14 protein-coding genes and 1 tRNA gene are annotated in these 13,465 nt (G+C 33.4%); 8 read left to right on the top strand and 7 right to left on the bottom strand.

Annotated elements, in window-relative coordinates; translation table 11 throughout:
* The first annotated feature begins 286 nt into the window (after positions 1-286).
* A complete protein-coding gene (locus G9C87_RS05695) occupies positions 287-1,015 on the top strand; it encodes a fatty acid desaturase (RefSeq protein ID WP_172279020.1) in 729 nt (242 codons plus the stop codon).
* Between the two features lie 360 nt (positions 1,016-1,375).
* Here the strand turns inward: G9C87_RS05695 and G9C87_RS05690 are convergent, their stop codons facing one another.
* The 5 genes from G9C87_RS05690 to G9C87_RS20845 form a co-directional block, all read right to left on the bottom strand.
* Positions 1,376-1,537 (bottom strand): hypothetical protein, encoded by a 162-nt coding sequence (locus G9C87_RS05690; protein ID WP_172279018.1) that lies wholly within the window; start codon positions 1,535-1,537, stop codon positions 1,376-1,378.
* Between the two features lie 301 nt (positions 1,538-1,838).
* A complete protein-coding gene (locus G9C87_RS05685) occupies positions 1,839-2,642 on the bottom strand; it encodes a hypothetical protein (protein WP_172279016.1) in 804 nt (267 codons plus the stop codon).
* 27 nt (positions 2,643-2,669) lie between these two features.
* Positions 2,670-4,940 (bottom strand): glycosyltransferase, encoded by a 2,271-nt coding sequence (locus G9C87_RS05680; RefSeq protein ID WP_172279014.1) that lies wholly within the window; start codon positions 4,938-4,940, stop codon positions 2,670-2,672.
* A gap of 43 nt (positions 4,941-4,983) precedes the next feature.
* Positions 4,984-6,012, bottom strand: coding sequence for a pesticidal protein Cry7Aa (locus G9C87_RS05675; protein WP_172279012.1), 1,029 nt, complete (start codon positions 6,010-6,012; stop codon positions 4,984-4,986).
* Positions 6,013-6,144 (bottom strand): hypothetical protein, encoded by a 132-nt coding sequence (locus G9C87_RS20845; RefSeq protein ID WP_262484053.1) that lies wholly within the window; start codon positions 6,142-6,144, stop codon positions 6,013-6,015.
* 166 nt (positions 6,145-6,310) lie between these two features.
* On the opposite strand from G9C87_RS20845, the gene G9C87_RS05670 reads away from it, so the two are divergent.
* The 4 genes from G9C87_RS05670 to G9C87_RS05655 all read left to right on the top strand — a co-directional run bounded on the left by G9C87_RS05670 (position 6,311) and on the right by G9C87_RS05655 (position 8,961).
* Entirely contained in the window at positions 6,311-6,871 is a 561-nt protein-coding gene (locus G9C87_RS05670; RefSeq protein ID WP_228456958.1) for a helix-turn-helix domain-containing protein, read from the top strand.
* 103 nt (positions 6,872-6,974) lie between these two features.
* Positions 6,975-7,193 (top strand): hypothetical protein, encoded by a 219-nt coding sequence (locus G9C87_RS05665; protein WP_105700755.1) that lies wholly within the window; start codon positions 6,975-6,977, stop codon positions 7,191-7,193.
* A gap of 352 nt (positions 7,194-7,545) precedes the next feature.
* A complete protein-coding gene (locus tag G9C87_RS05660) occupies positions 7,546-7,815 on the top strand; it encodes a heme oxygenase (protein WP_172279010.1) in 270 nt (89 codons plus the stop codon).
* A 42-nt stretch (positions 7,816-7,857) separates the two neighbouring features.
* Positions 7,858-8,961: a calcium:proton antiporter gene (locus tag G9C87_RS05655; protein WP_172279008.1), complete on the top strand. Its 1,104-nt coding sequence runs from the start codon at positions 7,858-7,860 to the stop codon at positions 8,959-8,961.
* A gap of 200 nt (positions 8,962-9,161) precedes the next feature.
* Here the strand turns inward: G9C87_RS05655 and G9C87_RS05650 are convergent.
* Positions 9,162-9,235, bottom strand: a tRNA-Arg gene (locus G9C87_RS05650).
* Between the two features lie 59 nt (positions 9,236-9,294).
* On the opposite strand from G9C87_RS05650, the gene G9C87_RS05645 reads away from it, so the two are divergent.
* Genes G9C87_RS05645 through G9C87_RS05635 form a run of 3 tightly spaced genes read left to right on the top strand, consistent with a single transcriptional unit; the run spans position 9,295 to position 13,072 of the window.
* Positions 9,295-10,341 (top strand): ABC transporter substrate-binding protein, encoded by a 1,047-nt coding sequence (locus G9C87_RS05645; protein WP_172279007.1) that lies wholly within the window; start codon positions 9,295-9,297, stop codon positions 10,339-10,341.
* Positions 10,342-10,383: 42 nt separating this feature from the next.
* Complete coding sequence (gene mtgA, locus G9C87_RS05640) at positions 10,384-11,028, top strand: monofunctional biosynthetic peptidoglycan transglycosylase (RefSeq protein ID WP_172279005.1); 645 nt, start codon at positions 10,384-10,386, stop codon at positions 11,026-11,028.
* Between the two features lie 13 nt (positions 11,029-11,041).
* Positions 11,042-13,072 carry a recombinase gene (locus G9C87_RS05635; protein ID WP_172279003.1) on the top strand — a complete coding sequence of 677 codons (2,031 nt, stop codon included), beginning with the start codon at positions 11,042-11,044 and terminating at the stop codon, positions 13,070-13,072.
* Here the strand turns inward: G9C87_RS05635 and G9C87_RS05630 are convergent.
* Positions 13,050-13,343, bottom strand: coding sequence for a hypothetical protein (locus G9C87_RS05630; RefSeq protein WP_172279002.1), 294 nt, complete (start codon positions 13,341-13,343; stop codon positions 13,050-13,052). The genes G9C87_RS05635 and G9C87_RS05630 overlap by 23 nt on opposite strands.
* Positions 13,344-13,465 lie beyond the last annotated feature (122 nt).

Raw genomic sequence — 13,465 nt, 5'->3', positions numbered from 1 at the left:
ATCTGTCTCATGAAACATTACATAAACCATTCTATTTGCAAAATAAAGAAAGTTTGAAAGTGATAGAATGTAAATTTATAGATGAGTAAAGAAATACATCATATTTTATTTTTTATAAATCTTTGAAAGAAAATCAAACCAAATTCACAAAATTGTCGTATCTTATAGAAGAAATTGCAGAATGAAAATTAATTTTCGTGTGAATAGTGGCTAATCAATAAAGCATAATTTTTTCTTTGCCTTCCGTAATACTTCTACGATAATTATTCACTTTAATTTAAAACTTATGGCAATATTCATTTTTATACTCATTCATTGGTATGCATCTCTTTTTTTTCAGTCGGTTTTTCACCATCGTTATGCTGCACACAATCTTTTCACAATGTCAAAATTTTGGGAAAAGATGTTTTACCTGGGCTGTTTTTTTACTCAGGGTTCCTCTTACATCAGCGCTTACACGTATGGTCTAATGCACCGTTTGCATCATGCACATACAGATAAAACCGAAGATCCACATTCACCTCACAACGATCCTAATCCTTTTGTGATGATGTGGACGACACGAAATAACTATTTTAACCTTTATATAGGAAAAACAGATGCCGCAGAAAAATACAAAAAGAATCTTCCGAAATGGGAGAGGTTTGATAAAATAGCACACAATTATATTACAAGATTTTGTTGGATTGCTGCATATATAATTATTTATGCTTTATTGGCAACGGCTTGGTGGCAATGGCTTTTTTTACCAGTGACTGTAATAATGGGTTCTCTACAGGGAATGGCAGTAAATTGGTGGGCACACAAATTTGGTTATGAAAACTATAAGTTAACAAATACTTCAAAGAATATTTTGCCATTTGATTTTATTTTCTGGGGCGAAGCCTATCACAATAATCATCATAAGCATCCGCATAGACCTAATAATGCAACTAAGTGGTTTGAGTGGGACATGGGATTTCAGACAATGGTTTTTTTGCAGAAACTTAAGATAATCAAAATAAAATATCAATAAACAGATTTTATTTAACCATAATATTCGATTAAATTTTTCTCTATCTATTCTTGCTTAAAAGGATATTTAAAAGGAAGTTTAACGATACTGAAAGAAAGATTTTTAATATTAATTATTGGGAAATCTATTGCGGAAGAGGTATACAGGGGTGATAAATTTATAAAGATAGGAATCTATGAAAGGAACGAGTATCCTAATTTATATGCAGGATTTTTTGATAAAATAAGAAAGCTCTTCACAGGTTTCGGAGGAATGATTGAAATTTCTAAAATTCAGTGGAAAAGGTTGGCGGATGCACTATTGGAAATAATAAAAGCTTCTTATTTCAGGTTGTAGATAGAATTTTGTAATTCAGAAATATTATATCAGATCATAGTCATTGTTGTTTTTAATAAAATAATGTTCTATAGTTTGTTTTGCAGAACTGCATAGGTGTATCAATTCTTTGTACGACAGATCTTCATAAATAAAAGCGCTGGAGATATTAATTACATATTCCGTAACAATTTGAATTTCTATCATTGTAATTTGCCTCGGATCATCTAAAATATCCAAATTAGATTCCTTATTCAAAAAAGGTATTTTCCTGGTGATTGAATCTTTAAATTTATATAAGCGTATAGTATTCATAGGTTTATTTTATAATTAGGGATTTGAAGAATAATAATTCTGATGAATCTTTCATTAATGCGGTGGCTAATCACCTTATTTGAAAATTTGAGAAGGATAGAAGTAACGGTATAGAAATAACCTAAAGACTGTTTATCAAGGCAATTTTAGGTGAACAGTTTCATGCTATTAATTTATGAGGTTAAAATTGTTTTTAAATGGTATTAATCTTTCTTCTATCCTTACCATCAATCCATCTACCTAGCATTGTATGTTCTGAGGGAGATTTATCTTTATTCATAGTCAAAGCTTTTAATATGATATTCCAAAAACTATGCTTTTCAATAAATTCTTCTTTATAGTTTTTTAAGGCCTCAATATATATTCGTTCATACCTTTTAAGTTTATCACTATTTTTGATTTTTGGAATATTTATAATAATGTTCTGCATGATCTCTGATAGATTATGAGGAGAATGGGTTTTGATAAAGTTTAGCTCTATTTTGCAAATATTTAAAAGTGAAATCATGATATGAAAAAACTCATCATACATATTACACATGTTTGCTCTCCAATATAGTAATTCTTCGTTGGGGAGAATTTGATGTCCTAATAGCTCCAGTTTTTCGTAATTGTCTTCAATGGTTTTTACGAAAATTTTATTCTGCTGCCAAAACAAAGAAAAATTAAAGTGGTTTGCTTGTACAGTATTTTCCTTTATGAATTCAATTTGGAGTTTGATATACATAAGATTTTGATATATCTCATTGATAATAGTTTCCCAAAGAATATGTTGAGTCAATGTACAGTTGGTCTTAAAAACCAATCGGGATTTTTTATTTATTTTTTGCAGCTCTTTTAGTATACGAAGAATTTCTTCCAAGTCTTTATTTAAGGCGATATTGGTATTTCTGATATAAAGCAATGAGGCAAATTCAACGTGAGAGATTTTATTCAAGCTGTTTTTTTTATTGAGTAGACGGAATTTAGTTTTTCTTTTATTAAGTTTATGTTTCATTGTAATCATTAAAGGAAGTTATTTATTCTATTGAAATTCCAGACTAAGCCTTGCCATCAGATAACTGACGGTAGATTCTGCACCCTGATTGAGATTTACATTTTTTTCCTCAAGCCCATCATAGCAACCTCCTGTTGCAGGGTTATAAACGATCTGATTCAAATGATTTTTTCCCAAAAACCAGTTGAATGAGTTGTTCATCATTTGTAAATATTTTTCATCATTAAAAATTTTGTAAAAGGCAGATAATGTCAAAACAGTATAAGCAACATCAATAGGCTGTTCTCCACCAATTGGAGTGTCCTTTTCAGTGTTTTCTTTTTGCATCCAGCCTTTATTGGAAATCACTTTTATATTATCATCAATCATAATTTTAGATAACAAAAACTGGAAAGATTCTTCCGCAATTTGTTTGTAAAGCGTGTCTTTGGTTGAAATCCACGCACACAGTAAAGCTTCCGGCAATACGCTGTTTCCGTAGGTCAGATAATTCTCAAACCAATGCCAATCGTCTTTTGCTTCATGTTGATACATTTTCACTAGACGATTTGCTAATTCTTTTAATAAGGGAAGATTTTTTTCTGAGTTTTGATAATGCAATCCTTTAATAATAAAAGCCATTGCTCTTGTAGAATGGATTTTTTCTGCCCAGACAAGATTTTTCTGAATGATTTCCTCTGCATTCTCAGACAATTTCTGTGGCAAAATTTCTTTTAATGAAATTAAATAACCTAAAGCCCAGATTGCTCTTCCGTTGGAGTCGTCCAGATTAGTTTCATAGTTTTGATTAGTGAATTGTTTTTGTTCATTTACATAGTTTAGGAAACTCCCGTCATTATGCTGGCAAAATTTAATAAAGTTTAAATAAATTGAAATCAATTGCAGATCTGCTTTGTCTTTACTGATTTGAAAATGCTTGCAAATAGCAATCATCGCCCGTGCGTTATCATCCAGCGTATATCCTGAATTAATATCCGGTCTACTGATCTTTGAAAACTGAATCATACCGAAATCTGTTGTCATATTTTGAATATGCCCAAGATTGATTTCCGGTAGAGTATAATTGAGTTCTGTTCTATTATTTCTGAATTTCTGAAATAATAAAGCGTGTAAAATAGATGAATTTTCCCAAGCTGTCGGAGCCATTTTTTCCAATGCTTTCTGACGTAGCTCCTCTCGTTTGCTTTCATTTTCTAATAATGTATTTACAGCGACAGACAACTGATTTGGAGCTTCAAAATCAATAATAATTCCGGTATCTTCCTTTAGAACTTCCAGAGCGTGTGGAATTGGAGTGGAAACAATAGCGCATCCGCAGCTGATTGCATAGGAAAATGTTCCGCTCACTGCCTGGTTTCTGTCTTTTGACGTGAAAAGATAAACATCGGTAAGCTGAAGATATTCTAGTAATTCCGGGAGTGGCAGATAATCATTGATAAAGCGGATGTTGTTTTCCAAATGAAGTTTACAAGTGAGATCTTCCAAAAAATCACGATATTTTTCGCCTTCGTGCCTTACTATTGCAGGATGTGTTTTGCCAAGAATTAAAAAAATTACATCAGGATTTTTAGCAATTATTTCCGGTAAGGCTTTCAGTGTCGTTTCAATATTTTTTCCGGAACTTAATAATCCGAAAGTTGAAAGAACCTTTTTGTTTTTAAGATTATACTTTTCTTTCAACGCAATTTTATCTGTGAATGGCAAAAGGTGTGTTCCATGGGGTATTACCGTAATTTTATCGAAAGGAATTTCATAATCATTCGAAAGAATTTCCGCAGAAATACTAGTCATTACGACAAGAGATTTTGCAAAATGGGCAATTTCTTTCACCTTTTCCTTTAGCTCTTTATCCGGTTTTGGCAAAACAGTGTGAAAAGTTATGATAACATCTTTTTTTAAGTTCTTGAGAAAAAGATACAAACCATTTCGGGTTTCATTAAAAAAGCCGAATTCGTGCTGAAGCATCACCAACTCAACTGTATCGTTTTTATTGATCTTTGCAGCCAATTCCAAATAAGAAACAGCATCTGAGATATTTAATTTATACTCGGTATATTCATTATATTCATAGTTTTCCTCTTCTGTTTCTATCGGGCAAATTATCGTATTGAAAGATTCTCCGAATTTCGAACGAAGAGATTTTATAAGATCCTGTGTATAAGTAGCAATTCCGCATACTTTTGGAGGAAAAGTGCTTACAAAGACAATGTTGGTTATATTATTGGTTTTGTGCTTTTTGTCATTATAAGATTGTCTAATTGCTTTATCCTCCACGTCTGAATTGATATTTTTATTCATAATTTACTTTAATTTTAATCGGATAATTCTTAATGGATTATCTTTATACCGCGTACATCATCAACTCTTTCAATAATTTTGAAATACTAACTGATGCAACAGCTATCCTTTCGTCGGCAGCTCCATAATAGATATGCAGTCTGTCATTTTCTACAATGGTTCCTGTCGGGAAACATACATTGTTAACTTCACCCTTCAGTTCCCATTCTTCTTCGGGTTTGAAAAGCGGATAAGGAAGTCGGGAAATTTCTTTTTCCGGATTTTCAAGGTCCAATAAAGCTGCACAGGCGTTGTAAACATAACCGTTAACGGTATCATAAACACCGTGATAAATCATCAGCCAGCCATATTCTGTTTCTATTGGTGGACAACCTCCTCCGATATAACTTGATTCGTGATCGTATTTAGGTGATAAAAGAATATGGTCTTTCAAATGTGAAAAGTAATCCTGCCAGAAATCAGAATTCAGATCTTCTATATTTTTTATGCTGACAATCTGAATTTCAGGTCTTATCCTGTGAAGGAAATAAAATTTATCGTTTATTTTTCTGGGAAAGAAAATCAGATTTTTATCCCATAAAAAAATAGGATCACTGTCAGTATGACTAATTTGAAATTCGTTGTATCTTCTATATTTATCAGGTATTAAACCCTCTGATTCTGATAAAAGCTTAAACTCTTCATAAGAAATTTTAGGAACAATGATTCCTTCATTCTTCCAGAATTTAAAGTCTTTTGAAGTCGTTAATGTTCCTAAAGCATTGATGCCGTCATAACTGGTGTAAGTAAGATAAAATAAATCATCTATTTTTACAATTCGAGGATCTTCCACACCGTGTTTTTCGTACTCAAATTCAGGGACAATGATGGGTGAATCTGACCGTTTTTCTACCGTAAGCGGATCTGACAATACACAATGCCCGACAGTTGAAAAATTACCCTTAGCCACGGCACGGTAAAACAAATGTATCTTTCCGTTTACTTTAATAACGGCAGGATTTAGAACGCCTTCGTTCTCAAAATTCAAGTTGGTTTTCCTGAGTATAATTCCTTCTTTTTTTATTTCTACCATTTAGGTTGTTGCGTTGCGACTTTCATTTTCTTTTTCTTTCCTTTTGTTTTGTTTGTCTTCCCGCTTCTCTTTTAATGATTTTGCCGCAGGTGTTTTATCTGTTTTTTTCTTTGTATCTTTTTCTTTTGACATTTTAAAATATTTTTATTATATGTAAAGGTCATCTATTAAAAAAAGAAAGGTTTGTAATAGTCTTTCAATTTGTTGCATAAATCATAGTTATTAAAATTTAAAGGACTAACTTTGAAAGAGTGGTTGTCAATATATAGATTGACAAACTCGAAATACGGTAAGGATTATGAAGTTATATATAAAATATATGGTAAGCCTGCGCTGCAAAATGGTGGTTCATCAGGAGCTTGAAAAACTGAATATCAGAAATGCCGTAGTAGATCTAGGACTTATAGAAATATTGGATGATATTACGGATGAACAACGACAGCTGTTAAAAGAAAATCTCCTTAAAACCGGACTTGAGTTATTAGATGATAAAAAAAGCATTCTGATCGAAAAAATAAAAAATGCAGTCACAGAAATGATCCATTATTCCGAATCTCTTCCTAAAGAAAATTTCTCAGATTATATAAGTGAAAAGCTTGGTTATGATTACACTTACCTTGCCAACACATTTTCTGAAGTGAAAGGTATGACTTTGCAGCACTTTATCATTATCAATAAAGTGGAAAGGGTAAAAGAGCTCCTTTTATATGATGAACTCAATCTTACTGAAATCTCTTATAAACTCAATTACAGCAGTGTTGCGCATCTTTCCAACCAGTTTAAAAAAATAACCGGACTTTCTCCTTCTTTCTATAAGCAACTGAAGCAAAAACGGCTGAAAAATTTAGAAGACTTATAAAATGTATGATATATGCAAATCTACTTTAGAAATGTATAACAGGATAAGATTAAAATAGATCATCTTTGGATTGTAATAATTCTGTTACATATAAATTCGAATTATGAATACAAGTCACAATAAAGCTAATGAGGCTTTTAAAATTACAGGAGATTGGAAAGAACAATCGAAACAATTAAAAGAAAAATTTTCACAGCTTAAAGATTCAGATTTAGTGCTTGAAAAAGGAAAAGAAAATGAATTGCTGGGAAGATTAGAAAATAAACTAAGCAAAAGCCGTGAAGAGGTTATTAAGATTCTTAATAATACTCAACTTTCATAATGAGCATATTAAATCCTGAGAAATAGTACATATGTTTTGATGGATTTAATAGAAAAAGGGGCAGGTGCTTTTAAAGCCCCTGTCCTTTTTTATTTGAAAATATCCTACTATGTTATGCTTCATTTAAATAAAAAAATATGAGACCACCGGATAATTTACAGAATCTTACAAGAAAGATTTTTAAAGTGACGGGTAAAATTCAGTCTTCACATCCAGAATTGTATTTCCTGTTGAATGAAACGCCTCTGTTTATGTCTATAAATAAGTAAGATATTACGGTTCAGGATCTAAAGCAATATCTTTCGTCTATTAGAATGCAGCTTGTTACCTTCGAGAAAGAAAAAATAAAAAAATGAAAACAATTATATTATATAAATTTAAAAACTCTATCACGCGGAAAATGCCTCTTCTGAAAGAAAAAAGTATGCTTAGTTCATTTAATGATCTGATGGCAATCGATCTTCTGGATACAGAAATAATAACGGAATATACAATTGATGTTCCTGACGATTTTAATTTTGAATACCACAATGATGAAGAATTGTTGGAATTGTGCAAGGCTTCACAAAGATTTATTGATTATCATTTTATAACAACTTTGAACGACTATTATGTTATCTGATTTTACCCACCAAAGTTTTCAATCATCGGATAATTAAAATATATGAAAAAAAAGATCTATCTTTTAGGCTGGACGATAATTGTCCCAATATTGGCTTGGATAGCTTATTTGCTGCATTATTCGCTAACGGGACATTTATATTCTTTGATCCTCACTTTCTTTCTTATAGGAGCCGTTTTAGCAGCGGTTTATCATTCGGAAATCATTGCTTATCGGGTAGGTGAACCTTATGGAACCTTACTTTTGGCTTTTGCAATAACCGTGATAGAAGTTTCTCTTATTATTTCGATAATGCTGAGTGCAAAAGGTTTGGAAACAATCAGCCTTGCAAGAGATACGGTCTTTGCTGCTGTGATGATTATTCTTACAGGGATTATTGGTATTTGTATTGTTGTTGGATCAATCCGTTATAAACAACAGGTTTTTACACTGCAGGGTGTGAGTACTGCAATGATTACACTTGTTGTGATTGTTGTATTTATTCTTATTTTACCCAATTACACGACAAGTCACAGTGAAGGAGAATATACATCTTTGCAGCTTATCTTTATATCTGTTATCTGTCTATTACTGTATATAGGTTTTACAATGGTTCAGACGATTAGACACCGTGCTTTTTTCATTGCGCCTATTCCTAAAAATAGTGATGATGAGAATGAAGAGAATGAAATCCTTCCTGAAAAGCCCACTCGAAAGATGATGTTTTACAGTATTATATTTTTGATTTTATGTCTGGGAATTGTCGTTCTATTAGCTAAATATCTTTCAAAAGATGTTGATAATCTTGTATTCAAAGTAGGAGCCCCAAAATCTATCGTTGGAATTATTATAGCCGGAATTGTTTTATTACCGGAAGGAGTTGCCGCAATCCGTGCTGCATATAATAATCGTCTACAAACGAGCCTTAATTTGGCTTTTGGATCTGCATTGGCAAGTATTGGTCTCAGTATTCCGGCTGTAGCTGTGTCTTCAGTGATAGGTGATTTCAGGATGACATTAGGTGTAGATTTAAAATCGATGCTTTTGTTAGGATTATCTTTATTTATCATTACGATTTCGCTGGCAACAGGACGTACAAATATTATGCAGGGATTAGTTTTGATTTCGATTTTTCTCCTTTATCTTTTTACGACACTTGTTCCTTAAAAATTTAGATAACTATATTTTTTGATGTGTCAAATAAAAAAAATGCAAGTGGTTATTATTTTAAAATCAATGCTGTTATCAGCATACAATATATATTTCTATTCTAAAGTAAAAGTGCGATCTGATTATTCATTATATGCCAAACTAAAAAATATCAAAATGGCGCCAACTATCTTTAGTTGGCGCCATTTGGCTGTTTGTGACCTCGACAGGATTCAAACCTGTAACCTTCTGAGCCGTAATCAGATGCGCTATTCAGTTGCGCCACGAGGCCATTGTTTCCTTATTGTTTAAAGGTTTGCAAATATAGCACTTTTTTCTTTTCTTTGAAACATGAAACTAAGAATTTTACTACTATTTGCGTTTTGTACTCTAATTTCCTGTAAAAGAGAGCAAAAAATTTCATCCGATGATTGGACGGTTATCTCAAAAAAGCTTCAATACAAGGATGAAGCTAATATTTTACACATCAAGTCGGGGAATTATACCTATGATTTCAAAAATACTCAGGTTCCATTTAAAAAAGTGGTTCTTCTCAACGCCAGTTTGATGGGATATGTTTCAGCTTTGGATGCGGAAAATCTGGTCGTAGGGATTTCAAGTCCCGAATATATTTATTCGGAAAAAATTCAGGGATTGCTTAAGGAAGGGAAGATCCAGAATGTAGGAAGTGATCAGAAATACGATGTGGAGAAGATTATTTCCTTACAACCGGATGCCGTTTTCACCAACTATATTGCAAGCTTCGAAAATACCTATCAGTTATTAAAAAATAACGGAATTCAGGTTGTTTTTTTTGATGAGTACCTTGAGCAAAAAGCACTTGAAAAAACAGCATATCTCAAAGTGTTCGGAAAACTTTTTGGAAAAGAAAAAGAAGCAGAAGCCAAATACGCTGAAATTGAAAAGAACTATAACGAATTAAAAAAGCTTGCCTTAACCGCTAAGGATAAGCCGGTAGTCCTTGCCAATGAGATGTACGGGGATGTTTGGTATTTACCCGGAGGAAAAACGTCTGTAGCGAACTTTATTTCAGATGCCAATGCAGAATATATCCTGAAAAATAACAATGAGGAGAAAGCTGTGACCATGAGTTTTGAGGAAGTTTTCTCAAAGTCTGATAAAGTTCAGTACTGGATCAATGCAGGAAACCATACTTCAAAAAAAGAAATGCTGAATATAAATCCTTTTTACAGTAAGCTGGGGGTATTTTCGAAAGGGAAAATATACAGTATTTCGGGAAGGGAAATTAAAAAAGCCAATGACTTTTTTGAAAGTGGTGTGGTAAGATCGGATTGGGTACTGAAAGACTATATTAAGATTTTCCACCCCGAACTTTTGCCGGGATATCAGCTGGTCTATATGAAAGAATTGCAATAACTCGAAGGATTTGTTTATTTTTGTAGTGCTTTTTTTAAAGGTATGTGGAAAAAAATAAAACAACTGTTGTTTATCATTCTGATTTTGAATGTGGTGTTCATTATATGGGGCAGATTCTTTAATCCACCCATTACAATTACTCAGATCGGAGGCCTGTTCCAGTATGGAAAATTACAAAGGGATTACATTTCCTATGATGAAATGGGTAATAATGTGAAGAAGGCGGTCATTGCTTCTGAGGATCAGAAATTTTTTACGCACAACGGCTTCGATTATGTGGCTATTGAGAAAGCGATGAAACATAATGAAAAAGGAAAAAAAGTAAGAGGCGGAAGCACCATTTCCCAGCAGACGGCTAAAAATATTTTCCTCTGGCAGGGAAGAAGCTGGATCAGGAAAGGATTAGAGGCTGTCTACACCTTTATCATTGAGAAAGTATGGGGTAAGGACATTATTCTGGAAAGATACCTTAATTCCATTGAAATGGGACGTGGGGTATTTGGAGTAGAAGCTGCATCCGAATATTATTTCGGGAAGTCGTCTAAAGACCTAACAAGTTCGGAAGCGGCTTGGATAGCGGCTGTTTTGCCAAACCCTAAAGAGTATGACCCTAAGAATCCTTCAGCCTACCTGACAAGGAAACACAACTGGATTTTAAGACAAATGAGAAATGTAAGTTTGAAATAGTATCTTTGTACTAATGAAATTTTTCAATTCCAGCACAAATTTTGAAACCGTCCTTAAAAAATATTTTTCTTTTAAGAACGAAACTCTTTCCTTAGAACCGTTTGCCGAGTTTTTGGAAAGCATTAAGAGAGCTGATTTTACAGATGTCCTCAATTTCTTTAAAAGTAATCCGGATTTTACAGCCAATTTTAAACATTATATCTACAATATTTTTGAGGGGAGGCCTTTTAACCTTTCGCTTACAGAGGCAAATATCCTTTCTGAAAATGCCTTTTTACCGGAACTGAAAAAAAGGATCCTTAATAAAGTTCTTCCTCCTGTGGAAAAGGAGAAAACGGTGTGGTATCTTATCGATAATATCAGCCTGAGACCAAAGAAAGATCTTGAATATCTTCACAATCTTCCGGAAAATGAAATCAATGAGTTCCTTACTATTTTAGGGATTTCTGATTTTATTATAAAAAATAATGTTAAAAGAGAGCTTATTTTCTCGATGAATATCCTTTCCTGGCGTGTTACAGGAATGGCTATGGAGGTGGAAGTGGTGAGAATGGCTCCAGAATACAGGAATTTTGACAATCCTTTTCTCGCTTTACAAAACGAGCTGGAAAGCCTTGCTGCAGAACTGGAAGCCGACCCCGGATTGCAGCTTCACTCAAAAGACAGCAGCTACAAGCAGATCAAGATCTACATCCAGCAATGTCATGAGTTTGTTAATATAGCTTTTAAAAACTCTTCCAAATATGGAATTTCAGGGAAGATCAATCAGTCACTTCTGAAAATCCGTCAGCAGATTGAAAGAATTAATGAAATCATTAAGCTTCTGGTCATCAATGGTGATGAAGATGTGATTATCAAATCCAAACAGCTGATGTTTAATATTCTCCGGTATAAATCCCATAAGAATAATATCGCAGAGCTTATTAATGACAGTACAAGACTGATTTCCCATCTTATTACAAATCATACGGCAGAAGCCGGATCACATTATATTACCTCCACCAGGAAAGAATATATGAAAATGTTCTATAAAGCCAGTGGTGGTGGAATTATCGTAGGAGCACTCTGTGTGTTGAAAATGTTGTACGGATATATTCCGGGAAGTGATTTTTCCCACGCATTTTTATATTCTATGAATTATGCCATGGGATTCGTTATGATCTACCTGATGGGATTTACTTTAGCAACCAAGCAGCCGGCGATGACTGCTGCAACTATGACTAAAGTACTTGCTGAAGAAGGCAACAGCAAAAGAAATAACACGGAATTTGCACATCTTGTCTCTAAACTATTCAGAAGTCAGTTTATTGCTTTTGTGGGAAATGTAGCGTTATCATTTCCGATAGCTCTGGCTATTATTTATGGGCTGGATGTTTTTTTCTCCCAAAACCTGGCTGTCGACAGATCCGACAAGCTGCTTAAAGACCTGGATCCTTTTCAGTCAAAAGCTATTTTGCATGCAAGTATTGCAGGTTTCTATCTTTTCATCTCAGGAATTATTTCGGGAAATATAGGAAACAACTCCGTATTTTACCAGATCCCTGAAAGGATCGCAAAAAATATATCCATCAGAAAATTATTCGGGGTTAAATTTGCGAAAAACCTTTCTAAATACTATGCTAAGAACTGGCCGGGAATTATATCTAATTTTTGGTTCGGGGTTTTCCTCGGTGCTACTGCTCCGGTTGGGTTATTTTTTGGTTTGGATCTGGATATCCGGCACATTACCTTTGCTGCAGGAAATCTGGCACTGGGATTATATGGAAAAGATTTCTCTGTGGATGCCTACACATTCTGGATTTCCTTCTTTACGGTATTCTTAATAGGATTCTTTAACTTCCTGGTAAGCTTCGGGCTGTCTATGTTTTTAGCGTTCCGTTCCAGAAAGCTGAATTTCGGACAGGTAAGTGAGATCTATAAAGAAATATTCAGGTATTTTTTAAGTCATCCGTTTAAGTTCTTTTTACCTTTAAGTTCAAGGCTGGATAAACATGCGGATGACCTGATGAACAATACCATATCTACAAAATCTGAAGATCATTAAACTTCTCTTGACCAAATTTATCCTGGAATTTCTTCAGGTAAAAACTTCTCCGCATCTTAAAATCATTTTTTAAAAGAGGGGAATCTATTTTGATCACAATACATTGGTCATGAATCCCTACACTTCTGATTTCCTGAAAAAGACTTTCATCTAGATAATCCTCCAGAAAATCCTTGATTTCAAATGCGATCAATTTATCCTCAAAGCCGTGTATTCTGGCAAAGGATTTAACAAGGTCGGATGATTGAAATTCTCTTTTTTTTCGTTTCATTGTTTTGGATCCGAGGTTCGGATTATGTATTAGAAATTGTGGATTAAATTTTTATTTTTTGCAGGTAATGTATGGTATATTTTCGTTTCTGTTTTCTCTAATACGTTCATGCTTGATAAAGA

The organism is Chryseobacterium sp. LAM-KRS1 (assembly GCF_013184525.1).
GTDB lineage: Bacteria > Bacteroidota > Bacteroidia > Flavobacteriales > Weeksellaceae > Chryseobacterium > Chryseobacterium proteolyticum.
Note: the sequence above shows the minus strand (reverse complement) of the source record. Positions and strands in the feature narration are given on the sequence as shown.

Bases quoted from the DNA above. Each gene is read 5' to 3' on its own strand.
- G9C87_RS20845 (WP_262484053.1), bottom strand. From the start codon at position 6,144: ATGTCAAAAGAAAAAGATACAAAGAAAAAAACAGATAAAACACCTGCG.
- G9C87_RS05665 (WP_105700755.1), top strand. From the start codon at position 6,975: ATGAATACAAGTCACAATAAAGCTAATGAGGCTTTTAAAATTACAGGA.
- G9C87_RS05655 (WP_172279008.1), top strand. From the start codon at position 7,858: ATGAAAAAAAAGATCTATCTTTTAGGCTGGACGATAATTGTCCCAATA.
- G9C87_RS05630 (WP_172279002.1), bottom strand. From the start codon at position 13,343: ATGAAACGAAAAAAAAGAGAATTTCAATCATCCGACCTTGTTAAATCC.
- G9C87_RS05670 (WP_228456958.1), top strand. From the start codon at position 6,311: ATGAAGTTATATATAAAATATATGGTAAGCCTGCGCTGCAAAATGGTG.
- G9C87_RS05685 (WP_172279016.1), bottom strand. From the start codon at position 2,642: ATGAAACATAAACTTAATAAAAGAAAAACTAAATTCCGTCTACTCAAT.
- G9C87_RS05675 (WP_172279012.1), bottom strand. From the start codon at position 6,012: ATGGTAGAAATAAAAAAAGAAGGAATTATACTCAGGAAAACCAACTTG.
- G9C87_RS05645 (WP_172279007.1), top strand. From the start codon at position 9,295: ATGAAACTAAGAATTTTACTACTATTTGCGTTTTGTACTCTAATTTCC.
- G9C87_RS05635 (WP_172279003.1), top strand. From the start codon at position 11,042: ATGAAATTTTTCAATTCCAGCACAAATTTTGAAACCGTCCTTAAAAAA.
- G9C87_RS05695 (WP_172279020.1), top strand. From the start codon at position 287: ATGGCAATATTCATTTTTATACTCATTCATTGGTATGCATCTCTTTTT.
- G9C87_RS05690 (WP_172279018.1), bottom strand. From the start codon at position 1,537: ATGATAGAAATTCAAATTGTTACGGAATATGTAATTAATATCTCCAGC.
- G9C87_RS05680 (WP_172279014.1), bottom strand. From the start codon at position 4,940: ATGAATAAAAATATCAATTCAGACGTGGAGGATAAAGCAATTAGACAA.
- mtgA (WP_172279005.1), top strand. From the start codon at position 10,384: ATGTGGAAAAAAATAAAACAACTGTTGTTTATCATTCTGATTTTGAAT.
- G9C87_RS05660 (WP_172279010.1), top strand. From the start codon at position 7,546: ATGAAAACAATTATATTATATAAATTTAAAAACTCTATCACGCGGAAA.